Source organism: Maribrevibacterium harenarium (assembly GCF_006385675.1).
GTDB lineage: Bacteria > Pseudomonadota > Gammaproteobacteria > Pseudomonadales > Marinomonadaceae > Marinomonas > Marinomonas harenarium.
Window position 1 is genome coordinate 17,690 of record NZ_VFRR01000028.1, and the last position, 24,849, is coordinate 42,538.

Genomic DNA, 24,849 nt, shown 5'->3' on the forward strand with positions numbered 1-24,849 from the left:
GTTCATACAAACACCGAGGGTTAGTGTACGATTAAATCTCTAGCAACAAACGTGCTGGGTCTTCTAGCAGGTCCTTAATGGTAACAAGGAACTGAACAGCTTCTTTACCATCAATCATACGGTGATCGTATGACAATGCTAAGTACATCATAGGCTGGATCACAACCTGTCCGTTTACCGCCATTGGACGCTCTTGGATTTTGTGCATACCCAAGATTGCAGTTTGAGGCGGGTTAAGGATAGGAGTTGACATTAGGGAACCGAAGATACCACCGTTAGTGATGGTGAATGTACCACCTTGCATATCTTCCATACCCAACTTGCCTTCACGACCACGTAGGGCAAAATCCATGATACCGGCTTCGATATCTGCAAGACCCATTGCTTCAGTGTTGCGTAGTACAGGAACCATCAAACCACGATCAGTGGATACGGCTACACCGATATCTTGGTAACCATGGTAAACCATATCGTTACCATCAATAGAAGCGTTCACTGCTGGGAAGCGTTTTAGTGCTTCAGTAGCCGCTTTAACGAAGAATGACATAAAGCCTAGTTTCGTACCGTTGTGTGTCTTCTCAAAAAGGTCTTTGTACTTCTTACGTAGCTCCATAACTGGACCCATGTTGACTTCGTTGTAAGTAGTCAACATAGCTGCCGTTTGTTGCGCTTCAACAAGACGCTTAGCAATGGTTGCACGTAGGCGAGTCATAGGTACGCGTTTCTCAACACGGCCATCTGCACCTAGGGCTGGTAACGCAGCTGGAGCTGCTTTTGCTGCAGGAGCAGGAGCTGCCTGCGCAGAAGCTGACTTGGCTTTAGCCGCCGCATCAACATCCTCTTTCGTAATACGACCACCTTTGCCAGTTCCTTTGACATCCGCAACAGTAAGACCGGCTTCTGCCAGCGCTTTACGTGCAGCAGGACCCGCTACACCATCTTCACTACCTGCCTCAACTGGCGCTACTGCTTCCGCTACCACAGCAGCAGAACCGGATACGCCTACAAGGAAGTTGGCAAGTACTTCATCACTTAACACTGTCTCGCCTTCAGCTTTGAAGATTTCACCAATCACACCGTCGTTTGGCGCCACAACTTCAAGCACAACTTTGTCAGTTTCAATGTCAACGATGTGCTCGTCACGTTTGCATGCTTCACCTGGTTGTTTGTGCCAAGCAGCTACTGTGCCGTCTGCTACAGATTCTGGGAAAGTTGGCGCTTTAACCTGAACAGTTTCCTTCGCTGTACTAGAAGACGCAGCTGGAGTTGCTGCAGCGGCGACAGGCGCTGATGCGTCAGCGCCCTCGTTAAATACAGCAATCACTTCAGCGCTTAGTACGACCTCACCTTCGCCTTTAATGATTTCAGCAATCACACCGTCTGCTGGCGCAACCACCTCCAAAACCACTTTATCGGTTTCAATGTCAACAATGTGCTCGTCGCGTTTGCAAGCTTCACCTGGCTGTTTGTGCCAAGTCGCGATGGTGCCATCCGCTACGGATTCAGGGAAAGTAGGTGCTTTGATTTCGATGCTCATTTTATACCCTTATTATCTCTGACAGGCTCTGTTTTAGCCGTTGATTGCGTCGTTTACTAACGCTTCTTGTTCTTCAACATGTACTGACATATATCCCGCTGCTGGCGCTGCAGATGAAATTCGACCTGCAAAACGGATCTTCAAGCTAGGATATAGTTTTTCCAATACGCGATTCATGCGGTGACGATTAGAGTGCCAAGCGCCTTGGTTCTTAGGTTCTTCCTGACACCAAACCAAATCCTCAACATTCGTGTAAGGCGCTAGAATCTCTTCAAAATCCGCATAGGGGAACGGGTACAACTGCTCCAAACGGATAATAGCGATATCATCACGCTCTAGTTCTTCACGACGATTAAATAGATCGTAGTACACCTTGCCCGAACAGATAATTAGACGCTTGACATTTTCAGGCTTAATCTTCTCTTCTGTCTCGGCCAATACAGTTTTAAAACTGCCTTCAGATAATTCTTCCAAAGTAGAGATTGCTTGCTTATGACGCAACAAACTCTTCGGCGACATAATGATCAAAGGACGGCGCATCGGACGAATCGCTTGACGACGCAAGATATGGAAAATTTGCGATGGCGTAGTCGGGACACAAACCTGAATATTGAACTCAGCACATAATTGCATGAAGCGCTCAAGACGAGCAGATGAGTGCTCTGGACCCTGACCTTCGTAACCATGGGGCAACAACATAGTCAAACCACACAAACGTCCCCACTTGTGCTCACCACTGGTAATAAACTGATCTATTACAACCTGTGCACCATTGGCAAAGTCACCGAACTGTGCTTCCCAAATAACCAGTCCTTTGGGAGCTGTGGTTGAATAACCATATTCAAAAGCTAGTACCGCTTCTTCCGACAGGTAGGAGTCATAAAGATCAAACTCTGGCTGACTCTCTGACAAATGTTTCAGTGGGATATAAGTGCTACCGTCTTTTTGACTGTGTATTACTGCATGACGGTGGGAGAAAGTACCACGACCTGAGTCCTGACCGGTGATACGGATTGGGTAACCCTGCTCTAGCAAAGTAGCAAATGCCATAGTCTCGGCATAGCCCCAGTTAATCGGCATTGCGCCAGCCGTCATCTTGTCGCGATCTTGGTAGATTTTTTCCACTTGGCGCTGCACTACAACACCATCAGGAATCGCTGTAGTTTTCTTCGCAACTTCCTGTAATTGCGCTAGCGGATAAGTAGTATCGCCGGCATCCGTCCATTCAACACCAAGGTAAGGCGTCCAATCGACAAACAACTCGACTTTTGACTCAAGCACTAAGCTTTTCGCAACGTGACGACCGTTATCTAGGTCTTCGCGGTTCTCAGCAACCATTTCATCAGCTTGAGCTTGGCTCAATACGTTTTCAGCAACCAGTTTTTCGGCGTAAAGCGTACGAGTTGTCTTGAGCTTATTGATGACCTGATACATCAAAGGCTGAGTGCCAGATGGCTCGTCTGTCTCGTTGTGACCACGACGACGGTAACAAACTAGATCAATTACCACATCGCGACCAAACTCATAGCGGTAATCTAACGCTAGCTGAGTGACAAACAATACCGCTTCAGGATCATCACCATTAACGTGAATGATCGGTGCCTGAATCATTTTCGCAACGTCGGTTGCATATTCTGTAGAACGGCTGTCTTCGCGACGGTTTGTCGTGAAACCAACTTGGTTGTTCACCACGATATGCACTGTACCACCGGTACGGTAAGCACGGGTTTGGGACATTTGGAAGGTTTCCAACACCACACCTTGCCCAGCAAAAGCAGCATCGCCGTGAATAGAAATTGGCACAACCGTTTTACCTACAGTATCGTTACGACGATCTTGACGAGCGCGAACAGACCCTTCCACTACCGGAGAAACAATTTCTAAGTGAGATGGGTTAAACGCCAAAACGGTATGAACTTCACCACCCGCGGTCATCACATTTGATGAGAAACCTTGGTGGTATTTCACGTCACCAGAGGTGTTAACGAGTTTCTTACCTTCGAACTCATCGAAAAGATCGCGAGGATTCTTACCCAAGGTATTAACTAAGACGTTTAGGCGACCACGGTGAGCCATACCGATTACAACTTCTTTGGCACCAAGCGCACCAGAGCGTTGAATCAACTCGTTCACCATCGGAATCAAACTCTCGCCGCCTTCCAAGCCAAATCGCTTGGCACCTGGGTAGCGACTACCTAAGTATTTTTCCAAACCCTCGGCAGCAGTCAAGCGCTCAAGTAAAGCGATACGGGTTTCCGCTGAATATTCTGGACGAGAACGCACGGACTCAACACGCTGTTGCAACCAAGCACGCTCTTGTGTGTCAACAATGTGCATGAACTCGTAACCAATAGAGCCACAATAGGTTTTCTCTAACTCGGAAACGATTTCTTTAAGAGGCATCGACTCTTGATTAAAAAATAGAGAGCCGGTTTTGAATTGGGTATCGAGATCAGCACCAGTAAGTTGGTGATAGCTTAGATCAAGGTCAGCGACTTTCTCACGCTTTTGTAATCCTAATGGATCAAGACTAGCATGCTGGTGACCGCGATGGCGATAAGCATTAATTAATTGCAGAACATTGATTTGTTTTTGCTCATGCTCTGAGCTTGCGGCAACTCCTGTACTAACAGGTACGTTGCGAAATTTATTTTTACCTAGTTCAAGGAACTGTTGTTGGATAACAGAATGGGGTAAATCGGTTGATTGTGCTTCACTCACTCTGGGAAGCTGATCAAAACATTTTCTCCACTCTTCCGACACCGAGTTCGGATCAACCAAGTAGCTCTCAAACAACCCCTCAACATACTCTACGTTACCACCAGAGAAATGAGAGGTGCTCCATAGCAACTCCATTAAACTTTCGTGCATTCTCGATCACCCTTTTATGTTCGAGCTATAGTTGCCTACAGACGACAACTTATTTTTCTATCACATCGATTTCTGACGCGAATCAGAACCGACTTATTTTTGCTTTCAGCTATTATTTGCCTTGGTCGAGTATTTTAAGCTACTGAGCCTGTCTCACTTAGATAAAAATGAGGCTTAGTCAGTATTTTTTCTCATCCGAACTACTGGTGAGACCAAAAATACTCATTAAAGACAGTTATATCGTCTGACCCGATATTCCGGCTCACACATGCAAAAATGGCGACTCTGAGAAACCAAAGTCGCCTCTTTGCAATTATATTGATTTAGCACAATATAATTCAACGACTATCAGGTTGCTCTTTGTAGCAGCATGGTACGAATGTGGCCAATTGCCTTAGTCGGGTTCAACCCTTTCGGACAAACGTTCACACAGTTCATGATACCGTGGCAACGAAATACACTGAACGGATCATCTAGCTCACTCAAACGATCTTGAGTTGCCGTATCACGGCTGTCCGCCAAGAAACGGTAAGCCTGCAACAGACCTGATGGGCCAATAAATTTATCAGGATTCCACCAGAATGAAGGACAAGCTGTTGAACAACATGCACACAAAATACACTCATACAAGCCATCAAGCTTCTCACGATCTTCAGGACTCTGCAGACGCTCGATAGCAGGCGCTGGCGTATCGTTAATCAAGAATGGCTTGATCTTCTCATACTGTTTGTAGAACTGAGACATGTCTACCACTAAGTCACGCACCACAGGCAGACCAGGAAGCGGACGTAGTACTAGCTTATTATTCTTAACAGCGCTCGATACGGGTGTAATACAAGCCAAGCCATTTTTACCTGACATATTCATACCGTCAGATCCACATACACCCTCACGGCATGAACGGCGGTAAGAAATACTAGGATCCTGTGCTTTTAGGATATTCAACACATCCAATACCATCAGGTCTTTGCCTTCTGGTAGATTAACTTCGTAATCCTGCATGTAAGGAGCGTCGTCCACTTCAGGATTGTAACGATAAATACTAACTAACATCGGTCATTACTCCTTAGTACGAACGAACTTTAGGCGGGAAGGCTTCAACGGTCTTCGGCGCAAAGTTAACATCGCGTTTTGTCACAGTCTTGTCTGTTGGGTGGTATAGAGAATGCTTCAACCAGTTCTCGTCGTCACGTTCGGTAAAGTCATTACGCGCATGCGCACCACGACTCTCTTTACGGAACTCAGCAGGAACTGCCGTTGCTTCAGCCACTTCAAGCAAGTTTTCTAGCTCTAACGCTTCAATACGAGCTGTGTTAAACGCTAAACTCTTATCTTCTAGGTGTAGGTTCTCAACGCGCTTACGAATCTCAGCAAGCTCTTTCAAACCTTTTTGCATTGCTTCGCCATCACGGAATACACCGAAGTATAGCTGCATAACACGTTGTAATGCGTCACGCACTTCCGCAACAGACTCACCACCTTTAGTTGAATTTAGACGATTGATACGAGCCATAGCCTTTTCAACATCGGTATCACTAGCGTTCATGGACTCAAAGCCTTCATCAAGCGACTTCTTAACCTGGATACCTACCGCACGACCAAATACGACCAAGTCTAGCAACGAGTTACCGCCTAGACGGTTGGCACCATGCACAGACACACATGCCACTTCACCACAGGCGTATAGACCAGGAATAACCACATCTTCGCCAGCTTCGTTGGTCTTTAGTGCTTGACCACCAACATTGGTCGGAATACCGCCCATCATATAGTGACAAGTAGGGATTACAGGAATTGGCTCTTTCACAGGGTCAACGTGAGCAAAAGTACGAGAAAGCTCAAGGATACCAGGCAAACGTTTATTCAGAGTCTCTTCACCAAGGTGATCAAGTTTCAACAACACATGATCGCCTTTAGGACCACAGCCGCGCCCCTCAAGGATTTCCAAAATCATGGAGCGAGCAACTACGTCACGACCAGCCAAGTCTTTAGCATTCGGCGCATAACGCTCCATGAAACGCTCGCCATCTTTGTTGATCAGGTAACCACCTTCACCACGACAGCCTTCTGTCACAAGTGTACCAGCGCCATAAATACCGGTTGGGTGGAATTGCCACATTTCCATGTCTTGCATAGGGAAGCCTGCGCGCAATGCCATACCAACACCATCACCAGTATTGATGTGGGCATTAGTTGTAGACTGGTAGATACGACCTGCACCACCAGTTGCCATGACAGTCGCCTTAGCTTTCAAATAAACTGTTTCACCAGTTTCCACACAGATCGCTACTACACCCACTACGGCGTCGTCAGCATTTTTAACCAAATCAACAGCATACCATTCATTAAAGAATGTGGTACCGCCCTTTAGGTTAGCTTGATAAAGCGTGTGCAATAGTGCATGCCCCGTACGGTCCGCAGCAGCACAAGTACGAGCCGCTTGCCCACCTTTACCAAAGTCTTTTGATTGACCACCGAAAGGACGCTGGTAGATACGACCATTTTCTTTACGAGAGAAAGGCAGACCCATGTGCTCTAGTTCAAAAACTGCTTGTGGTCCTACAGAGCACATGTATTCGATAGCATCTTGGTCACCGATGTAGTCAGACCCCTTAACAGTGTCGTACATGTGCCAACGCCAATCATCATTAGGATCTTCACTGGCGATCGCACAAGTGATACCACCCTGAGCAGAAACAGTGTGAGAACGAGTTGGAAACACCTTGGTGACACACGCTGTGTGTAGACCAGACTCGGTAAGCTGCAATGCTGCACGCATACCTGCACCACCACCACCAATTACGATAGCGTCAAATGAAATCGTCCGGATATTTGCCATGTCTTACAGCCCCCAAAGCACTTGAACACCCCATACGACATAAACAAACATCACTAGGCCGCATAGAGATTGAAAGAAGAAACGAACACCTGTGGCTTTCAAGTAGTCAGTAGAAACAGACCAAAGTCCGATCCACGAGTGAATACCAACAGATAAAAGAGCCAACAAACTGAAGATACGCATCCACGTAGCCTCAAACAGCGAGCCCCACTGCTCATAAGTAAGATCAGGGTTCAACAGCAAATAACCGATAATAAAAACGCTGTAGAGTGATAAGACAACAGCAGAAATACGCTGCATCATCCAATCGTATAGGCCTGAGCGACCAAAACTTGTAATTTGCGTTACCATACCCAAACTCCCGCTAGAACAACTAGTACTGCTGCGATTACCAAGTTAGCTTTCGCCGCTTGACGACCGCTTTCCAGCTCTTCGAAATAACCAAGATCCATAAACAAGTGTTTAACACCTGCCACGAAGTGATACATCAGTGCAGATACCACACCCCACACGATGAACTTGGCCAGGAAATTACTAGACAACAGATCTACAACTTGGTCAAAACCTTCCTGAGAAGATAAAGAAGCATCAAACGCATAAAACAAGAACACCAACCCAACGAAAAGGATGACGCCTGTTACACGATGCAAGATGGAGACGATTGCCGTTACGGGCATTGATATTGTTGAAATATCAAGATTGACTGGTCTTTTTTTGTTCACGACTCTTTACACCATTTTTTGAAATGATTGGTCCATCACGACCCAGGATCTACCAGTAGCGCCCCTCTCGCTAGACGCTGCCGAATAGGCCAATTGAAAATCCCATCGATTTGCAAACGAGTTCAATCTTGGCGGCTTAGCAACCGCAAAATCACATCGACAAATCAATGAAATCATCGGAGCGCAATTATAGACTAGCGAAAAAAGTTAAGACAAATAGACAAAACTATAGCAATTTAATTGTCGTCATTCATAAAATGAATAGCCCCATAAACACAAGCAATAATGGTACAAAATTACATATAACAACCCCATGTCAAACCAAAATAAAACATATATTTATCAATAAGTTAAATTATAATTACGCACCTAAAACCTATTCTACTTTAGTCGCATTTCGTAATTTTATTACAGAATTTTTAATCTAAACTATGAATCTTACGGTATAGGGTATGATTGACTTTAGAGTGAGTTAGAAAGTATTTTTTCCGCACCTTCTGGGCCTGGAGAGTCAACTCACGGCTCTTTGCCCCGGACCAGATACGAAGGAGACCATAAATGGCTGATAAGAAAGCACGACTAACGGTGGACGGTATCGATCAACCAATCGAACTACCCGTCCTGTCAGGTACATTAGGCACAGACGTAATTGATGTTCGTGGACTCGGTTCCCACGGGGTGTTTACATACGACCCTGGTTTTATGTCTACTGGCTCATGCGAGTCTGCAATTACCTACATAGATGGTGACGCGGGTGTATTACTACACCGCGGCTACCCTATCGCCGAATTAGCACAACACTCTGACTACCTCGAAACTTGCTACCTACTTTTATATGGAGAGCTACCAAACGAGGCCGAGAAGGCAGAGTTCGTTAAGACTGTTAAAAACCACACTATGGTGCAACAGTCGATGCAAAAATTCCTAGAAGGATTCCGCAACGATGCACACCCAATGGCCGTAATGGTTGGATTGGTAGGCGCATTATCGGCATTCTATCAAGATCATATGGATATAAATGATCCTAAACATCGAGAAATCGCGGCGTTCCGTCTCATTTCTAAGATGCCAACGATTGCAGCAATGTGTTACAAGTACTCCAAGGGACAACCCGTAACTTACCCTCGTAACGACCTCAGTTACGCTGAAAACTTCCTTCACATGATGTTCTCTACTCCATGTGAGGAATATAAAGTGAACCCTGTGTTTGCTAAGGCAATGGATCGAATCTTCATTCTTCATGCCGATCATGAGCAAAACGCCTCCACTTCTACTGTACGTTTGGCTGGCTCATCTGGCGCCAACCCATTTGCCTGTATCGCTGCCGGTATCGCGACCCTATGGGGGCCTGCTCATGGCGGTGCCAATGAGGCAGTATTAACAATGCTTGAAGAAATTGGTGATGAGTCCCGCATTGATGAGTTTATCGCTAAGGCAAAAGACAAGAACGATCCATTCCGACTAATGGGTTTTGGCCATCGGGTATACAAGAACTTCGATCCTCGCGCGAAAGTAATGCGTGAGACCTGTGATCAGGTGCTTGCAGAGTTAGGCAAATCAGACGACCCAATGCTGAAGATCGCTAAGCGATTAGAGCAGATTGCCCTAGAAGACCCTTACTTTGTAGAGCGCAAACTCTACCCGAATGTGGACTTCTACTCAGGCATCATCATGAAGGCGATTGGCATTCCAACTTCTATGTTCACTGTAATTTTTGCTATGGCTCGAACCATTGGCTGGATTTCACATTGGAATGAAATGATCAGTGGGCCTTACAAAATTGGACGCCCGCGCCAGCTTTACGTTGGTCATACTGAGCGCAGTTATCCGAAAAAGTAAGATACGATTATTAATTCGTAAAACAAAATGCCGCGTTCAAACCGCGGCATTTTTTTATTCATCATCTTCGTAGACAATTTCGGTAATCACTTCATTACCACAACGCGCACAATCTCCCACGATCCAATGGCGATCCTCACTACGATACTCCCGAGGATTAACCATACCTAGATCAACCTCAAGACATTGATTGCACCATGTTTGAGCCAAGAAATCTTGCTGCTCATCTTCAGGACGGTCATAGAAATTCAATTCTAACACTTCATTCTGATCCATTAATTACCTCTGTTGTATTTATAAGCAAGCACCCGATTGGCATCAGGATCAAGCGCACTGACAGTTTGCGCTACCAAAATAGAGCGCAAGCGAATACTGTTAAGTAGTTTTTGCTGGTCACCATCAAGCGTCAAAACCCACTCGACTGTTTGCCCATCTAACGTAGCTAGACGCACTTTACGGACAACATCGATGGAAGACAGATAGGAACTCACTAGTCGCAAAGCGGATGCATCATTGATATTTGTTACACGCATCACAACATCACCGGTAATATCGGAACGAGTTGAGGCATAGCGCTCAGATAATTCTGCAGCAACCGCACCAATCAAACTTTCTAACACTGCGGCTTCGTTCTCTGCTGTCAACTGCCAAACAACAGGTTCCATATCCGGAATAAATAATTCTGCATTTGCAGATACATCTTGTGTTAACTGATCGACTTTTACCGCTAACACCATATCGGTCTGATATCTTTTACTGGCTAAGGCAATCGAGTCTTCAAACATTCCCCATAGTTCAGAGCCAGACAGATTACGTTGATCAGTATCATCGTATAAAGGTGCATAAATAGGGAGCCCCATCATTTGCGCGTGGGAAGCTAATGCATTCAGCGCCGATGTGGATTGATTGGCACTAGCAACCGCTCGAACGCCATTTTGTTCGGAAATCACCCAAACCAATATCGAGGGACGATTCCCCCCCCATACGGGCAACCCCTGAGCATATAAGAACTGATTAACCAACTGAGGATAGAAATCAACCTTTACCTGCTTAGCTGGCTGGCTCACACCATCGATGTCGTATAGACCTGGCAATGCTTGTACGGCATGTTCCGCTACCCACTTAGAGGCTTGCTGAGCAATTCTAGGAGCCAATTCTCCTTTGATTTCAACCTCTTTTCCCGATACACGGGCCAATACTTGTGTCGCTGCCTTGGTAAAAGCATTCTGCAATAAATCTGCTTCCCCTTGATTAGCGCCCATAAGAACCTGAGCGCTATAGAGATTGCTCACAGGTACGGCCTTCGCCAGTAAAGGAATACAAAGGCACAAAAGACTAACGATACGATAAATCATAACCCTTCCTTAATTTGTCGCACTATTCTAACGACATTCCCTCAAAGAACCATAGCCCTATACAACGACTGTGCTAAAATAGCTTTTTTCCCCCATTAACGTAAGGCTTAGGTAATGACCGAATCGAACAAGACCTCGATTAGTTATAAAGACGCAGGTGTTGATATTAATGCAGGCAATGAACTTGTTGAACGCATCAAAGGCGTTAGCAAAAAAACCAAACGCCCTGAAGTCCTTGGCGGCTTAGGTGGTTTTGGTGCATTAACTCGTTTGCCAGAAAAATACAAAAAACCTGTTTTGGTATCTGGTACTGATGGCGTCGGCACCAAACTACGCCTTGCGATGGATCTAGAACAACACAGCACCATCGGTATCGATTTAGTTGCCATGTGTGTAAACGATTTAGTAGTGGCCGGCGCAGAACCCTTACTATTTCTAGATTACTACGCCACGGGCAAGCTAAACGTTGATGTTGCAGCGGACGTTGTGACCGGGATCGGTGAAGGCTGCTTACAAGCCGGTTGCGCGCTAGTGGGCGGCGAAACCGCAGAAATGCCTGGCATGTACCATGGCGGGGATTATGATCTTGCTGGCTTCTGCGTTGGAGTTGTAGAAGAAGACCAGATCATTGACGGTAGCAAGGTGGCTGTTGGAGACACCCTAATTGCCCTTGGCTCCTCTGGCCCTCATTCCAACGGCTACTCACTTATTCGTAAAATCTTGGAAGTAAGCAAAGCTGACCTAAATACTGATATTGGCGGCATAGCACTTAAAAATGCCCTAATGGCGCCAACTAAGATTTATGTAAAATCTATCCTAAAGCTTATGGAGCAAATCCAGGTTCATGCCTTGGCCCACATTACCGGCGGTGGTTTGCTAGAGAATATCCCTCGCGTATTGCCTGAAGGCACAGCAGCTTATATTGATGCATCCTCATGGCAGCGCCCTGCCGTGTTCGATTGGCTCCAACAGCAAGGTAACGTTGAGCAAGAAGAGATGTATCGCGTACTAAACTGTGGCGTTGGCATGGTTATCAGCGTAGCTCCAGAGCATGCTGAGCAAGCCCGAGCCCTGCTTACCGAAGCGGGCGAACAAGCTTGGGTGATCGGTGAAATTCGTTCACTGCAAGATAAGGAAGTTGTGATTTCTGATCTTGAGGAAAATCAATGAGTCTATCCGTTGTTATACTGATCTCAGGTAGCGGCAGCAATCTGCAAGCTTTTATCGATCAACATCAAGCCGGAAAGCTCGATATCGATATTAAAGCCGTGATCAGCAATAAGGCGGAAGCATTTGGTTTAGAGCGCGCCCGTCGCGCTCTCATTCCAACCCACGCACTAAGTCATAAAGATTATGACAGCCGCGAAGCATTCGATACAGAAATGATGTCCACCATCGACCAGTATCAGCCGGACCTCGTGATATTAGCCGGATTTATGCGGATTCTAACCCCAGAATTTACTCATCATTACCAAGGTCGATTAGTTAATATCCATCCATCTCTTCTGCCAAAGTATAAGGGTCTTAATACACATCAACGAGCCATCGATGCTGGGGAATGTGAGCATGGTGTTTCTGTTCATTTCGTCTCCGCAGAGCTTGATGCCGGAGCAGTGATTATTCAGGCAAGTGTACCCATTAGCCCAGAAGATAATGCTGATACTCTCGCAGCAAAAGTGCACCAACAAGAGCACCTTATTTATCCTCTAGCAGTTAAATGGTTCAGCGAAGGGCGTCTTCGGTTTGATGGCACTCACGCTATCTTGGATGATCATATTCTCGGTGAATCAGGCATTAATTTTGAGCCTAACTTGCTAATGAAATAGGACCAGCTATGAGAGCGATTAATCAAGGAAAGACATACAGACCAACTCTCATAGCCATTCTATTAGCTGCCGGCACCCTTTTTTTTAGTAGCGCTGAAGCCGAATCCAATCTTGCACCCTTTAGTGCCACCTACAGCACCACATGGCACAAGGGAATTAGCTTAAGAGTAGAAGGCAAGCAAACTCTTACCAAACAAGCGCCCAATACGTGGCATTTTGAATTTAAAGCCAGCGCCTTAATCGCAAGCCTCAAAGAAGATGTCACATTCACCCTACCCGATGCTTTAGACTCCCCAATAAAACCTTTGCGTTACGCCTACAAAAGCAGTGTTCTGGGGCGAAAGCGTGAAGCAATAATCACATTCGACTGGGATAACATGCGCGTACTCAACGATGTCGATGATACTCCTTGGTATATGGAAGTGGAGAACGGGACACTGGACCGGCTGGGCTTGCAACTGCAATTACGCAGGGATCTGCAACTTGGAAAAGAAGAATTGTCTTATGATGTGGCTGATGGCGGGAAAGTAAAACACTGGCAGTTTAAGCGTCAAGGTAGTGATCGTATCCAGACAAAACTAGGTAAGCTTGATGCAATTAAGGTAATACGCACAGACAACCAATCTGAAGAACGCTTATCGACGTTTTGGTTTGCACCTAAATACGATTACCTGCTGGTGAAAATGGTGCATAAGGAAGATGGCGAATCTTACAAACTGGAACTAGAAAAGATTCGCCAATAGAAATATGTCGCACAACCGTTCAGCGTAGCGCCAACGCCAAGCCAAGACGATCTTTGACCTGAAGCTTCTTAAAACTCGAAGTCAAGTGGGCTTTTACAGTACGCTCAGTGACGCTCAACTGATCTGCAATTTGTTTGTTGGACAGCCCTTTAGATACCAGTATCGCTACTTCAAATTCACGCTCGGATAGACCAATTGCAGCCTGCTTCTGTGCGTCTTGCTCCACCGGGTTCAGGTTAATCAACCCTTGAATGAAGTCTTTTCCACCCCAGATCTCCCCTGACTCAATGACAGTTAACGCTAAACCAAGCTGACGAGCACCGATGAAAGGCGCACAGTTACCTTCTACTCCGTTAGACAATAGGCGCATTGCAGCTGACTGGCTCCGTTGATTAGGAAACGCAATCATCAGAGTATTTGGAAATGTTGCTTTAAGTGTCACCAATTGTTCCACTTGAGCGGTAAAAGACTCAGGCCCTAGATAAACAAAACAAAAAGATACGTCATTTTCCTGATCTAGAAAATCGCGACATTCATCAAATGTTACCGCCCTATGCAACTCATACACTGACGGCGAGACTTGCTGCCAATGGCGCCATACTGCATCGTTTGTATTCCAACAAATTATCTTCAAAGCGACCTCAATCCTGCTCTCATGTCTAAAGCCTACTTTCCGTTTAGAGAAATCATTTTATCTAGCCCACCAAGACCAAATGTAACTTTTTGTAAAAATTTTACCTTATCTCAAAACAGAATTGTTACTAGCGTTCACGAAGTGCATTTTGCTGCGCCTTCAATATTGGTTTTAACAGGTAATCCAATAGCGTTTTCTTACCCGTAATGACATCTACACTAGCCTGCATCCCAGGTATGATAGGCAACGGCGCTTCTTCCGTTCCTAGATAACTCTTATCAGTACGAACCCGCACTAGATAAAAGCTATTACCCTCTTCATCTAAGATGGTATCGGCAGAAATGTTCTCCACTTTCGCCGGCAAACCACCGAAAATTGCAAAATCGTAAGCCGTCAATTTTACCATTGCGGTTAGACCAGGTTTGATGAAGCCTATATCTTCGGGGCGCACTTTGGCTTCTATTAACAACGAGTCTTCTAGTGGCACAATTTCTATCAAATTCATACCAGGCTTAATGACACCGCCCACAGTATTTATTTGGATTTGCTTCACAATCCCTTTCACAGGTGAACGCACTTGTGTCCGCTGCACTTTATCTTCCAGTGAGACACTAGACTCTCGAATTTTATCCAGCTCTGCTTTGACTTTAGTCAGCTCTTCCTGGGCGTCGGCACGAAATTTAGCCGTACTTTCTTCGAGCTTAGTTTGTGCTTCCCTCAAGGATGATCTCGCCCGTGGCAACGCCAGTTTGGTCGCTTCCATATCCCCTTGCATTTGATTCACTTCGCGCTCGATTTGTAATAGCTCTACCCGAGAAACCGCACCTTGCTCGAACGCAGGCTGCGTTAACTTCAATTCCTCTTGAGCCAATTCAAGACTGTCCATAAGGTTGCGTAACTTGGCCTCTTGCTCAACGATTTCTTGACGCTTTTGCTCGACTTGCTGTTCAAAAATCGATTGGTTAGCAACTAGGGAAGTGAGGCGATTGCGATACAAATCCTTTTCCCGCGCCACAATCTGTCCATAATCGCTAAACATTGGATTATCAAAATCAGGTTGTTCACCATTGGCTTCCGCTGTCAGTCTTGCCGCGCGGACTCTTAGGTTCATCTCCTCAATTTGCTGCTCTCGTAAGGAGGATAGCGCTTCCGTATTTTCGATTGTCATCAGCAACTGATTCCTTTCCACTGTCTGACCAATCGCGGTATTAATTTCTTTTAAAATACCACCTTCAAGGTTTTGTACTATTTGCACTTGGCTGGATGGTATGACTTTGCCATCTCCTACGGTGACTTCATCCAAGTTTGTGAAATTTGCCCATATGAGCGCAATAAAAACAAAAGCGGTAATCGCCCATAGGATAATACGGCCCCCACGAGGTGTTTTAAGCATCAAAGCCGCATTTCTATCACTCAAAAAATCAAGGTCCTGCTGTGCAACCTGATCTTCACTCTTCTCTCGCTTCCACATGCTAACTTACCTTTAACCGACCCTGACGGAGCGCTTCAAATACTTGCTCTTTTGGCCCATCAGCCACCATACGACCATTATCCATGACGATAATTCGATCCACTAAATCCAACATTGACGACTTGTGCGTAATTAATATCAGGGTTTTATTATGAATAATTTCCCCTAGTCGCCGCTTCATACGCGCTTCGGTTGTATTGTCCATGGAAGCGGTTGGCTCATCTAAAATGAGAATATTAGGATCGAACAGTAATGCCCGAGCAATGGCAACGCTTTGTCGTTGACCGCCGGACAATAGCACGCCACGCTCCCCTACCACCGCATCTAGCCCAGATGGTCTTCGGTTAGCAAATTCCGCCACGCCGGAGAGCTCTGCCGCACGGATAATTGCACCATCCTCAATGTAAGGAACACCAAGGGTAATATTGTCACGAATAGAGCCGTAGAATAGGGTAACATCTTGCGACACCGCCCCAACATTGCGGCGCAAGTCAGTTGGGTTGATCTGCCGCAAATCCACCCCGTCGATACGTATGGCGCCATCACTAGGCTGATATAGGCCCGTCATAATCTTGCCAAGGGTTGATTTCCCAGATCCGATACGCCCAATAATAGCGACTTTTTCACCGGCCTTAATACTGAAGGAAATATCGGAAACTGCTGCTTGTTCCTGCTCAGGATAAGCAAAGGAAACCTTATCAAATTCAAAAGCCCCCTCAAATTTAGGGCGGTGAACAAACTTGACGTCATCAGGGTTCTCAACTGGAGAAGCCATAATTTCGTTGAGAGAGTTGAAGGCCGATTTGGCCTGATTGTAACGGGTTGCCAAGCTCGCCACTTGCGCCATGGGCCCTAGAGCTCTTCCAGTAAGCATCACCGCAGCAATCAGAGCACCCATACTCATATTGCGCTCGGATATCTGATAAACACCGATAATGACCATCACCACAGTGGTTAGCTGTTGCGCCACTGACGCAAACGCTGAGCTTGATTGGGCTAACTGCCGTGTCTTGATTCCCCAGTCTGCAATATTGCCCACGGCACTTTCCCAGTGCTGCTGCAAGACGCCTTGGGCGTTGTTGAGCTTGACACTTTCCGCATTCGACAAACTTTCAATCAATACCGCATTTTTTTGCGATGCAGTTTTTTGCCCTTCTTCGATGGATTTTCTCAGGGGGATCTGAATGATAGCGCTGTAACAGATTACCAATAGTATGGTGACGAGGGGAACATAAGCCACGGGGCCACCAATCATCCAGATCACCCCAAGAATGATAAACATAAAGGGTAGATCGACTAATGTAGTGATAGTAGCTGAAGTTATAAAATCCCGAATGCTCTCAAATTCTTGCAAATTCTTCGCGAACGCACCCACCGACTTAGGACGCACGGCCATGCGCATATTGTTCACTTTGGAAAATATTTTTGCCGAGATTAGTATGTCGGATTTTTTGCCTGCCACATCGATAAAATATCCCCGCAGCATTCTTAGTAAGAAATCGAACAGGTAAACAACGGTCGCTCCAATTGCCAGAACCCAGAGGGTCTCAAAGGCATTGTTGGGAACTACACGGTCATACACGTTCATAACGAACAAGGGACTCGCGACGGCAAATAGGTTAATCAACAAAGACGCAATCAATACATCCCGATAAATGCGCCAGGATGATGTGACGGTTTGCCAAAACCAATGGCCGCGTTTTTGCTTTTCTTCGTATTGATGCTCAGAGCGTTTATCGAATCGGTATAGCGGACGGACAAAGAAACAGTAGCCTGTGTAGAGCTTCTGAACTTGATCCAACGACAGGTAGATCTCTCCCTCCCCAGATTCGGGGCGCAATACCTTAGCGACATTTTGTTCGTGATCGACCTCTAGCAGAATACAAGCCTGCTTATCTTTTAATAACAACACGGTGGGCAGTAGCATGGATGGAATAGTCGCCAAATCCCTTTTCACTAAGCGACTACTGATTCCTGCACGTTGCGCCGCCCGTTGGAATAGCTCCGGAGGCATCTCACTATTCGTTATTGGCAAACCTGCAGCCAAGGCGTCGGCGGTGTAGGGGTTATTAAAATAGCGAGTAAGCAGCACCAAGCAATCCAGTAGTGGATTGGGATACTCAATCGACGTAGAGTCCACTTGCCACTGAGGCTTTTTCTGATCCTGTTCAGGCACCGTTGCCGACTCTTTGGGGGTATCTGTGTTGTCGTTCTGATCAGTCCCAGACATACTTTCGCCCTAACCTTAGCGTAATCGAGATTAATTACTTATGAATCAATAAACTATTAGTCTAGAATATGCTTTATCGGCTGCTATTAACAGACCTTTACATACGCGATTAACGGATTAATAAGGGGAACTTATGCTCTATGCCAAGTTAAATGCAAATGGCGAGATCGTCGACGTGGCAACGCGTCAATCAGATGATTACCGCAAACTTGTCGCGCCTGATGACCCTGTGGTCGCGAGAATCTTGGAAGCTAAGCTTACTGAAAGTGACACGCAAGAGTTACTAGAAGCCTCAGACCAAGATATGATGCGGGTACTTGAAGACCTGATTGATTTGTTAACCAGCAAACGCTTGATCCAATTTACCGAGTTACCGCTCGCGGCACAGAAGAAATTACTGAGCAGAAAATGGGTTCGGGGCCGCCATGCTAATCACGAGGAAGCCTTGATCCAAGAACACAACTTAGATGATGATGCACTGATCTGAATACCTGTTCAAATCAGTGACCCACAACCACTGAGTTCTGAGTTTAAAAGCTCTCCGCCCTACCTACTCCGAATCCCTGTACCCCCGCGATATCGAAGCGGGCTAAGGTTTGTGCCTGTTGCGCAGTTTCGACACCAGTCGCAAACACTTTTATATTAAGACTGTTAAACATCTTGCACAGGGTGTGCATAAAGAAAGACTCGGAATCCTTCCCAACCGCTAATTTGGTATAGGAAGGATCGACTTTCACATAATCCGGCATTAGCGTCTGCAAATACTGAAAGGCAGAAAACTGCTTGCCCACATTGTCTATGCCAAATGCCACCTGATGGCGCTTCAGTGTTTGCGCCAACAGAAAAGCATGATCTTCAGTTGCCAATACACTCTGCTCAGAAATTTCGAAGGCTAATTGCTGTCGGGTTTTCAAGTCCAAGGCACCTAGGCGCCGGTCTAACCAGCCCAAGAACGTGGTCTTAGCATAGGCTGAAGCGGCTAGGTTTATCGTTAGCTGTTGATCTTTTGGCAAAGATGGCAAACGTTCGATCACTAAATCAATCACAACTTTATCAATTTCATCGCCGAGATCAAATTGCTCCGCCAAGCCGATGAAGTACCCAGCATGATACTGCTTTCCGCCGTATTCTAGGCTCGCAAATACTTCTTGCTGCAGCACCTTTCCATTTTCATCAGTGGCCATAACAGGCTGCTTTCTGAGGCTAAATGCACGCTTTTCAATGGCACTTTCGAGCATATCCTTCCATGCCATGCGACCAATTGCCATCTCTTGCCCAGTTTCTAAATCAAACACTCGAGTGGCGTTTATACCAGCGGTTTTGGCTGCACGCAGAGCCGCATCTGCTTGAGCCATTGCATTCGAGCGATCGACATTCTCGTCGATTAGCACAGCACCGATGTTCGCCACGGATTCGCTATAGCTGATACGCGCCGGAACCAACTCTTTCAGGCCCAGCATGATTGCTTCGGCAAGCTGAGTAAGCCCCTCATAGTCGATATTGGTAATTAAGACGATAAAATCAGCACCACTCAAACGTGCCAGAGTCGCACTTGTACCGGTTTGACTAATTTGTTCCGACAGCACTTGAGCTGCTGAGCGAATTAAGGTGTCTGCGGCCTCATAACCCCTTTCATTATTCAGCTTTGCCAAATCTGCCAAACTGATCAACATAAGGCCATCTGTGGCTCGATCTGCTGCAGAGAAATGGGCTTGAGCCTGACTTTCAAAGAAATTACGGTTACCTAAGTTACTAACTGGATCTTTAAAAGCCTTCGCTTGCAACCACTGGGCGGTTTCAGCTTCTGCCGCAAATTCCTTTTCCAATTTCTCAGCCATGCGATTCATCGACTCAACCACAGACTTTAATTCGCGGGTTTTTGGCAATTTGGTCATTTTAACAAAACGACGCTGTTGAATTGCTTCCGCCTGACGCTCCACCTCCACTAGAGGCCGGAATAACCAGCGCAACGCTAAGCCTCCCAGAGCCACCCAAATACCACCAATAATGACAAAAGAGATCAATAGATCTCGCGTTGCTAACCAGAGCTGATAGTAACCATATCCGGCGCTACCAGTGACGTAAACTTGTCCTAGTTCGCTCCAACCATTAGAAATGACCGCTTTCGCAGTGGGCACACGAAAATCAATTGCGCTTATAAACCAGCCGGGGACGCCTTTCACCTGCGTATCATTGGTACGGCGAATATCTTTGTCGGTGGCGTAGACGTGAATTCGAACTTCCGAGAAGTAGCCACTATCGAAGACAGCATTGACGCTGCTTTCTACCGCAGCATAGTCTTCATAGGCCATGAAATCCGAGACTTGCATACTTAACGACGTGGCTGAGTCCTGTGTCGTATTCTGCAATTGATTAACCAGATAATCTTTTGTGGTTTGGAAGTTTATTCCCATCACCACCAACAACATCAGTGACAGCAGCGCCACAATGGTCAATAGCAACTGACGAAATAAGGTCATTATATTCCCCTAATTCTCGAATTCTGAGAGTCGATTGTTGAGATCCGTCCATAGGCTCAGACGGGAAGAACCACCTACCAATTCACCGCGGCCTTTCTCTTTGGATAACCAAAGATTCTCAGCGTTAAATGAATAAATAGGCAACAAATCTTTTCGGTGTATAGCAGGCTTAATCGTTTTATCCAAGTTATCCAAAATCACTGGTACCGCGGTTGGTGTATGGTAGTAAGCTAGCACCATATGATGCTGGTTTAAGGTTAACGCCTTAACATAGACTAAGCGTAATTTTTCATCCGGCACACCGAGCTCCCGTAAGGCGAAGTATTTGGCAATGGTAAAATCCTCGCAATCTCCCCCCCGAGTAGAGAGGAATTCTATTGGTGTGGCCCAATAGTCCTCTTTCCCCCAATGGTCAATATCATTAACAAAGTCCATTTGGTTAAAAAAATCATTGACCGCTGTTAGCTGAGTCTGAATATTTTTAGAGCGGTTATTATCAATTGTTTCGCGCCAAGCAATGATACGGCGCTGGGCAAACTCGCCATACTGACTGCCTATCTGCTGTGCCAAACGTAGGTATTGTTGGGAAATCTCGGCCTGCGTTACCCCAACCAACGCCATTAGCACTAGTCCGTAGCACCACCATCGGCTAAGACGGGTGATCAAGAGTTGCTTGGATAGGAACAATAGCGACATTCACTTGATCTCAGCTAAACAGAGACAATATTGGGATGTAAACGCCACTGGCGTTTATGGCTCTGAATCATAAAGTTTACCAGTGGTGTCATATCGGTTTCGGTTATCACTTCCAGAGCACGTGCACTAGCTTCTAAGGTAGACAGACCATGACTTACCGACGTTTTTCTAATGTTGTAGTTGGACTCTTCTAAATCTGTTAAAGCCACTTTTGGAAAACAACGCAGATGATCCAAGCTATACATCATTTTTTTAGCTTTGCGCCAAGTTGCATCCAACAATAACAGATACTTGGTTGACGCAAACTGCTCGCTATTTTCTCGGACAAGAGGAAAAGCATCCTCTCCGGGATACAGCAGTAGTGTGTTCTCGACGCTCATATCATCGGGGAGGTCTAGGGCAACAAAAGGCTCAGCAATTTGAATAATGGACACCGGCGAATACGCCAGAGACAACAGACGCACTGTATTTTTGGCATGGTGCGCCTCGCGCTTATCCTGCACTATCACAAGATGTATGTCTGAGACTAAGGATGGTCGCAAGTCGCACACGCACTGCTCATGCACATATTGACACTGGCTACACCTTGGTCGAGACATATAGCACCTAACTTAACTCGGCTAAATAACGCTTAATGACTTCATCCCAACCATATTGAAGCGCTTCGACAGTCAGTGCATGCCCTATCGAAACCTCCATGATACGCCCAGGCGCACATAGCAAACTGACATTTTGCAAGTCTAAGTCGTGCCCAGCGTTGACCTCCAAACCTAGATCAAGGGCTGCTTGCGCTGCGGCTTGATACTGAGCATTGACGATATCTTGCTGATCCGTACCGTAAGCCTCTGCAAAAGCCTCGGTATAAAGCTCCACTCGCTCCGCGCCGGTGGCTTTAGCTAGGGCCATTTGTTCCGGAACAGGATCCATAAATAAAGACACGCGAATGCCTTTTTCTTGCAACTTTGCAATTACCGGCAACAAGGCTTCACTGTCTCTGTCTAGGTTCCAACCGTGATCTGAAGTCAACTGGTTTGGGTCATCTGGCACCAGCGTACATTGATCAGGCACAACTTCCAGAACCACGTCGAGAAATTTGCTATCGGGAAAGCCTTCGATATTCAGCTCTCTGCCCGGATATTGAGCTAACAGCGCCTTTAAATCATGGGCATCTTGATAGGTTGCATGACGTTGATCTGGACGCGGGTGAATGGTGATACCAAATGCCCCCAAGTCTAGAGTGCGTTTTGCCATCTGCTCCATGTTGGGGTAATTCCGCCCACGAGAATTTCGCAGCAGGCCAATTTTATTCAGATTTACACTTAAATGCGTCATACAAATACTCTAAAACCAAAGTTATGAGTAGATTATAAGCTAATCTGGTCAACCACATCACCGCCATTAGGGAAATAAATTGTCATAAACACGCTCATCTTTTAGGTAGAACGACCTGTGTTACAATGGCAGCAATTTTAAACGTATTTAAGGATTGTTATGGCTGATGTAACCATCGATATCATTGCTGACCCGGTTTGCCCTTGGTGCTACCTTGGCTACCGACGTTTACAAGGTGCTGTTGAGCATCTCGGCGACAGTTATCGTTTCAAATTAAATTGGCTACCATTTGAGCTACATCCGGATATTCCAGCCACGGGGGTTTTGCGAGATGACTATTTGGGACGCAAATTTGGTAGCCAAGAGAAGCTCAATGAGGTGAGCCACGCCCTGCAAACCATTGGCGCAGCTGAAGGAATTGAGTTCAATTTTTCTCCCGAAGATGTTGTGCCGAACACCTTGAAAGCGCATCAGCTGATGCTCCAAGCAGTCAAACAAGACTTAGCAACTCCCATGATGCTGGCCTTGTTCGACGCTTACTTTACCAAGGGCGAAAATATCGGCCTTGAAACAGTACTTACCAAAATAGCGAAGAATGTTGGGCTTGAAGACGAGCTCATCAACGATGCTTTCACCCGTAGCGGCGCCCAAATAGTGCAAGAGAAAATCGATAAAATCCGCCGCCTAAATATCCAATCGGTACCGAGTTATATTATTAATGAGCAGTTTTTACTGCAAGGAGCGCGCTCCCCAGAAGAGTTTGCCCAAGCCATTATAGAAGTGATTGACGGACGCGACTAAGTTTTCTTTCCTAGCGATCTCAACAAGCCAGCGCAATGCTGGCTTTTTTATAGATGAGACAAAATTACAGTTGATAATAGTTCTTATAAACTTTAATATCTCAAATACAAAAGGTATTGAGAGCGATTTTCATTAATGTACGTATGTATTTGCTACTCGGTGAAAGAGAAAGATATTAAACAATCTGTTGCTCAAGGGGCGCATTCAATGCGAGACCTCTATACTGAGCTGGAGCTGGGACGTCAGTGTGGAAAATGCTGCCAAACAGCCAAACAAATACTTAACGAAGAGCTAGCCAAGTTAGCCTACGATGCCGTCCAGGTGGCCTGAAACCACAAGCCACCCGGAATTATGACGGCATACTACTCAGCCATCATAGATTGAAGGTAATTCTGAATACCAACGTTCGTGATTAATGTTTGTTGCGTTTCAAGCCAATCAATTTGCTCTTCCTGCTCTTCCTGAATGTGCTCTACCACCTCACGACTAATGAAATCTTTGGCTTGCTCACAAACCTTCACCGCACTAAGCAAGTCTGGCAACGAAGCACTTTCAAAGGCCAAATTAGCGGCAATCATTTCTTCGCAATCTTCTCCGATTCTTAAGCGGCCCAGGTCTTGTAGATTAGGTAGCCCTTCTAAAAACAGAATACGCTCAATCAGACGGTCAGCATTTTTCATTTTCTGAATCGAGACCTTGTAGTCGGCTTTATCCAGCTTATCTAGGCCCTTGTCCTTAAACATACGGGCATGAAGAAAATACTGATTGATTCCCACCAGTTCATTGGCTAACACCTTATTTAAGGCGGCAATAACACTTTTATCACCTTTCATTATCGCTCCTTACATTTGCGCCTGATGGTAGTTAGGAGAACCAATCATGTCGATCAAACGCAATTGCTTTTCCAACCAGTAGACATGATCTTCTTCTGTATCAAACAAGAGCTTTTCTAACACTTCTCTAGTTTGGTAATCTCCTTCCGCCTCGCACACAGCGATGACCTCACGCGCACACTCAACCACTTCTAGCTCGAGAGTGAGATCGTTTTGCATCATAGAACGCACATCTGTACCGATAAGCAATTCACGGCGTTTGGTCATACAAGGCGTACCTTCGAGAAACAGAATTCGCTTTATCAGCCAGTCTGCATGATCCTTTTCTTCATCCATCTCATGGTTAAGGCGTTCATACAATTTTGTCAGCCCCCAATCTTCGTACATACGAGAATGGATAAAATATTGGTCGATTGCTGCCAGCTCATTCGCTAACAACGTGTTCAAACTATCAATGACGCGTTGACTACCTTTCACGTACTTCTCCCGTAACAGTTAATCTTCGAGCTAAAGTCTAACTCAGATGATGATGGCCGTAATGCTTATTTAGTCGCCCCTGAAAAACTCTCAACCCATTGAATACAACGTGTTTTTATACGATAGTTAATACCGAAATCTTGCTATAAATACGCCGTAAGGC

General features: G+C 45.9%; 24 protein-coding genes. 7 read left to right on the plus strand and 17 right to left on the minus strand.

Going from position 1 to position 24,849, the window contains the following annotated elements; genetic code table 11:
- Positions 1-31: 31 nt before the first annotated feature.
- The 6 genes from odhB to sdhC form a co-directional block, all read right to left on the minus strand.
- Positions 32-1,537 (minus strand): 2-oxoglutarate dehydrogenase complex dihydrolipoyllysine-residue succinyltransferase, encoded by a 1,506-nt coding sequence (gene odhB / locus FJM67_RS12730; RefSeq protein ID WP_140589852.1) that lies wholly within the window; start codon positions 1,535-1,537, stop codon positions 32-34.
- 33 nt (positions 1,538-1,570) lie between these two features.
- A complete protein-coding gene (locus tag FJM67_RS12735; protein ID WP_140589854.1) occupies positions 1,571-4,408 on the minus strand; it encodes a 2-oxoglutarate dehydrogenase E1 component in 2,838 nt (945 codons plus the stop codon).
- A 348-nt stretch (positions 4,409-4,756) separates the two neighbouring features.
- A complete protein-coding gene (locus FJM67_RS12740) occupies positions 4,757-5,461 on the minus strand; it encodes a succinate dehydrogenase iron-sulfur subunit (RefSeq protein WP_140589856.1) in 705 nt (234 codons plus the stop codon).
- Positions 5,462-5,474: 13 nt separating this feature from the next.
- Entirely contained in the window at positions 5,475-7,247 is a 1,773-nt protein-coding gene (sdhA, locus tag FJM67_RS12745; RefSeq protein WP_140589858.1) for a succinate dehydrogenase flavoprotein subunit, read from the minus strand.
- Positions 7,248-7,250: 3 nt separating this feature from the next.
- Positions 7,251-7,598, minus strand: a complete 348-nt coding sequence (sdhD, locus tag FJM67_RS12750; protein ID WP_140589861.1) for a succinate dehydrogenase, hydrophobic membrane anchor protein — start codon at positions 7,596-7,598, stop codon at positions 7,251-7,253.
- The gene (gene sdhC / locus FJM67_RS12755; protein ID WP_140589863.1) at positions 7,592-7,969 is read right to left on the minus strand and encodes a succinate dehydrogenase, cytochrome b556 subunit; all 378 of its coding nucleotides are present in this window, start codon (positions 7,967-7,969) and stop codon (positions 7,592-7,594) included. Before sdhC ends, sdhD begins: the two co-directional genes overlap by 7 nt.
- Positions 7,970-8,527: 558 nt before the next feature.
- Between sdhC and gltA the strand changes: the two genes are divergently transcribed.
- A complete protein-coding gene (gene gltA, locus FJM67_RS12760) occupies positions 8,528-9,808 on the plus strand; it encodes a citrate synthase (protein WP_140589865.1) in 1,281 nt (426 codons plus the stop codon).
- Positions 9,809-9,862: 54 nt separating this feature from the next.
- Here gltA and FJM67_RS12765 read toward each other — a convergent pair whose 3' ends face one another.
- Both FJM67_RS12765 and FJM67_RS12770 read right to left on the minus strand, forming a co-directional pair.
- Entirely contained in the window at positions 9,863-10,084 is a 222-nt protein-coding gene (locus tag FJM67_RS12765) for a hypothetical protein (RefSeq protein ID WP_140589867.1), read from the minus strand.
- A complete protein-coding gene (locus tag FJM67_RS12770) occupies positions 10,084-11,163 on the minus strand; it encodes a DUF2066 domain-containing protein (RefSeq protein ID WP_140589869.1) in 1,080 nt (359 codons plus the stop codon). The genes FJM67_RS12765 and FJM67_RS12770 overlap by 1 nt, the downstream gene beginning before the upstream one ends.
- A gap of 114 nt (positions 11,164-11,277) precedes the next feature.
- Between FJM67_RS12770 and purM the strand changes: the two genes are divergently transcribed.
- The 3 genes from purM to FJM67_RS12785 are packed head-to-tail and all read left to right on the plus strand — an operon-like array spanning position 11,278 to position 13,732.
- Positions 11,278-12,333, plus strand: a complete 1,056-nt coding sequence (purM, locus tag FJM67_RS12775) for a phosphoribosylformylglycinamidine cyclo-ligase (RefSeq protein ID WP_140589870.1) — start codon at positions 11,278-11,280, stop codon at positions 12,331-12,333.
- Entirely contained in the window at positions 12,330-12,989 is a 660-nt protein-coding gene (purN, locus tag FJM67_RS12780; protein WP_140589872.1) for a phosphoribosylglycinamide formyltransferase, read from the plus strand. The genes purM and purN overlap by 4 nt, the downstream gene beginning before the upstream one ends.
- 8 nt (positions 12,990-12,997) lie before the next feature.
- Positions 12,998-13,732, plus strand: a complete 735-nt coding sequence (locus FJM67_RS12785) for a DUF3108 domain-containing protein (protein ID WP_140589874.1) — start codon at positions 12,998-13,000, stop codon at positions 13,730-13,732.
- Between the two features lie 19 nt (positions 13,733-13,751).
- Here the strand turns inward: FJM67_RS12785 and FJM67_RS12790 are convergent, their stop codons facing one another.
- From FJM67_RS12790 to FJM67_RS12800, 3 genes are all read right to left on the minus strand, one after another.
- Positions 13,752-14,366: a helix-turn-helix transcriptional regulator gene (locus FJM67_RS12790; protein WP_140589875.1), complete on the minus strand. Its 615-nt coding sequence runs from the start codon at positions 14,364-14,366 to the stop codon at positions 13,752-13,754.
- Positions 14,367-14,493: 127 nt separating this feature from the next.
- Positions 14,494-15,837: an HlyD family type I secretion periplasmic adaptor subunit gene (locus FJM67_RS12795; protein WP_140589877.1), complete on the minus strand. Its 1,344-nt coding sequence runs from the start codon at positions 15,835-15,837 to the stop codon at positions 14,494-14,496.
- A gap of 1 nt (position 15,838) precedes the next feature.
- Positions 15,839-18,067, minus strand: coding sequence for a type I secretion system permease/ATPase (locus FJM67_RS12800; RefSeq protein WP_140589878.1), 2,229 nt, complete (start codon positions 18,065-18,067; stop codon positions 15,839-15,841).
- 133 nt (positions 18,068-18,200) lie between these two features.
- Here FJM67_RS12800 and FJM67_RS12805 point away from each other — a divergent pair, with 133 nt between their 5' ends.
- A complete protein-coding gene (locus tag FJM67_RS12805) occupies positions 18,201-18,554 on the plus strand; it encodes a hypothetical protein (protein WP_140589880.1) in 354 nt (117 codons plus the stop codon).
- Positions 18,555-18,597: 43 nt separating this feature from the next.
- Here the strand turns inward: FJM67_RS12805 and FJM67_RS12810 are convergent, their stop codons facing one another.
- Genes FJM67_RS12810 through FJM67_RS12825 form a run of 4 tightly spaced genes read right to left on the minus strand, consistent with a single transcriptional unit; the run spans position 18,598 to position 22,575 of the window.
- Positions 18,598-20,547 carry a bifunctional diguanylate cyclase/phosphodiesterase gene (locus tag FJM67_RS12810; protein ID WP_140589882.1) on the minus strand — a complete coding sequence of 650 codons (1,950 nt, stop codon included), beginning with the start codon at positions 20,545-20,547 and terminating at the stop codon, positions 18,598-18,600.
- A 9-nt stretch (positions 20,548-20,556) separates the two neighbouring features.
- Positions 20,557-21,243 carry a transglutaminase-like cysteine peptidase gene (locus FJM67_RS12815; protein WP_407943624.1) on the minus strand — a complete coding sequence of 229 codons (687 nt, stop codon included), beginning with the start codon at positions 21,241-21,243 and terminating at the stop codon, positions 20,557-20,559.
- A gap of 14 nt (positions 21,244-21,257) precedes the next feature.
- Entirely contained in the window at positions 21,258-21,842 is a 585-nt protein-coding gene (locus FJM67_RS12820) for a tRNA-uridine aminocarboxypropyltransferase (protein WP_140589883.1), read from the minus strand.
- Positions 21,843-21,849: 7 nt separating this feature from the next.
- The gene (locus FJM67_RS12825) at positions 21,850-22,575 is read right to left on the minus strand and encodes a pyridoxine 5'-phosphate synthase (protein ID WP_140589885.1); all 726 of its coding nucleotides are present in this window, start codon (positions 22,573-22,575) and stop codon (positions 21,850-21,852) included.
- Positions 22,576-22,734: 159 nt separating this feature from the next.
- Between FJM67_RS12825 and FJM67_RS12830 the strand changes: the two genes are divergently transcribed.
- Positions 22,735-23,376, plus strand: a complete 642-nt coding sequence (locus FJM67_RS12830; protein WP_140589887.1) for a DsbA family oxidoreductase — start codon at positions 22,735-22,737, stop codon at positions 23,374-23,376.
- A 135-nt stretch (positions 23,377-23,511) separates the two neighbouring features.
- Positions 23,512-23,706: a (2Fe-2S)-binding protein gene (locus tag FJM67_RS12835; protein WP_140589888.1), complete on the plus strand. Its 195-nt coding sequence runs from the start codon at positions 23,512-23,514 to the stop codon at positions 23,704-23,706.
- A 32-nt stretch (positions 23,707-23,738) separates the two neighbouring features.
- Here the strand turns inward: FJM67_RS12835 and bfr (FJM67_RS12840) are convergent, their stop codons facing one another.
- Together bfr (FJM67_RS12840) and bfr (FJM67_RS12845) are read right to left on the minus strand one after the other, a co-directional pair.
- Complete coding sequence (gene bfr, locus FJM67_RS12840) at positions 23,739-24,209, minus strand: bacterioferritin (RefSeq protein WP_140589889.1); 471 nt, start codon at positions 24,207-24,209, stop codon at positions 23,739-23,741.
- A gap of 9 nt (positions 24,210-24,218) precedes the next feature.
- Complete coding sequence (gene bfr, locus FJM67_RS12845; protein WP_140589890.1) at positions 24,219-24,686, minus strand: bacterioferritin; 468 nt, start codon at positions 24,684-24,686, stop codon at positions 24,219-24,221.
- Positions 24,687-24,849 lie beyond the last annotated feature (163 nt).

Bases quoted from the DNA above. Each gene is read 5' to 3' on its own strand.
- FJM67_RS12830 (WP_140589887.1), top strand. From the start codon at position 22,735: ATGGCTGATGTAACCATCGATATCATTGCTGACCCGGTTTGCCCTTGG.
- FJM67_RS12800 (WP_140589878.1), bottom strand. From the start codon at position 18,067: ATGTCTGGGACTGATCAGAACGACAACACAGATACCCCCAAAGAGTCG.
- odhB (WP_140589852.1), bottom strand. From the start codon at position 1,537: ATGAGCATCGAAATCAAAGCACCTACTTTCCCTGAATCCGTAGCGGAT.
- purN (WP_140589872.1), top strand. From the start codon at position 12,330: ATGAGTCTATCCGTTGTTATACTGATCTCAGGTAGCGGCAGCAATCTG.
- FJM67_RS12815 (WP_407943624.1), bottom strand. From the start codon at position 21,243: ATGTCGCTATTGTTCCTATCCAAGCAACTCTTGATCACCCGTCTTAGC.
- FJM67_RS12740 (WP_140589856.1), bottom strand. From the start codon at position 5,461: ATGTTAGTTAGTATTTATCGTTACAATCCTGAAGTGGACGACGCTCCT.
- FJM67_RS12820 (WP_140589883.1), bottom strand. From the start codon at position 21,842: ATGTCTCGACCAAGGTGTAGCCAGTGTCAATATGTGCATGAGCAGTGC.
- FJM67_RS12835 (WP_140589888.1), top strand. From the start codon at position 23,512: ATGTACGTATGTATTTGCTACTCGGTGAAAGAGAAAGATATTAAACAA.
- FJM67_RS12795 (WP_140589877.1), bottom strand. From the start codon at position 15,837: ATGTGGAAGCGAGAGAAGAGTGAAGATCAGGTTGCACAGCAGGACCTT.
- FJM67_RS12810 (WP_140589882.1), bottom strand. From the start codon at position 20,547: ATGACCTTATTTCGTCAGTTGCTATTGACCATTGTGGCGCTGCTGTCA.
- FJM67_RS12765 (WP_140589867.1), bottom strand. From the start codon at position 10,084: ATGGATCAGAATGAAGTGTTAGAATTGAATTTCTATGACCGTCCTGAA.
- purM (WP_140589870.1), top strand. From the start codon at position 11,278: ATGACCGAATCGAACAAGACCTCGATTAGTTATAAAGACGCAGGTGTT.
- FJM67_RS12805 (WP_140589880.1), top strand. From the start codon at position 18,201: ATGCTCTATGCCAAGTTAAATGCAAATGGCGAGATCGTCGACGTGGCA.
- FJM67_RS12770 (WP_140589869.1), bottom strand. From the start codon at position 11,163: ATGATTTATCGTATCGTTAGTCTTTTGTGCCTTTGTATTCCTTTACTG.
- FJM67_RS12785 (WP_140589874.1), top strand. From the start codon at position 12,998: ATGAGAGCGATTAATCAAGGAAAGACATACAGACCAACTCTCATAGCC.
- sdhD (WP_140589861.1), bottom strand. From the start codon at position 7,598: ATGGTAACGCAAATTACAAGTTTTGGTCGCTCAGGCCTATACGATTGG.
- bfr (WP_140589889.1), bottom strand. From the start codon at position 24,209: ATGAAAGGTGATAAAAGTGTTATTGCCGCCTTAAATAAGGTGTTAGCC.
- FJM67_RS12735 (WP_140589854.1), bottom strand. From the start codon at position 4,408: ATGCACGAAAGTTTAATGGAGTTGCTATGGAGCACCTCTCATTTCTCT.
- sdhA (WP_140589858.1), bottom strand. From the start codon at position 7,247: ATGGCAAATATCCGGACGATTTCATTTGACGCTATCGTAATTGGTGGT.
- FJM67_RS12825 (WP_140589885.1), bottom strand. From the start codon at position 22,575: ATGACGCATTTAAGTGTAAATCTGAATAAAATTGGCCTGCTGCGAAAT.
- gltA (WP_140589865.1), top strand. From the start codon at position 8,528: ATGGCTGATAAGAAAGCACGACTAACGGTGGACGGTATCGATCAACCA.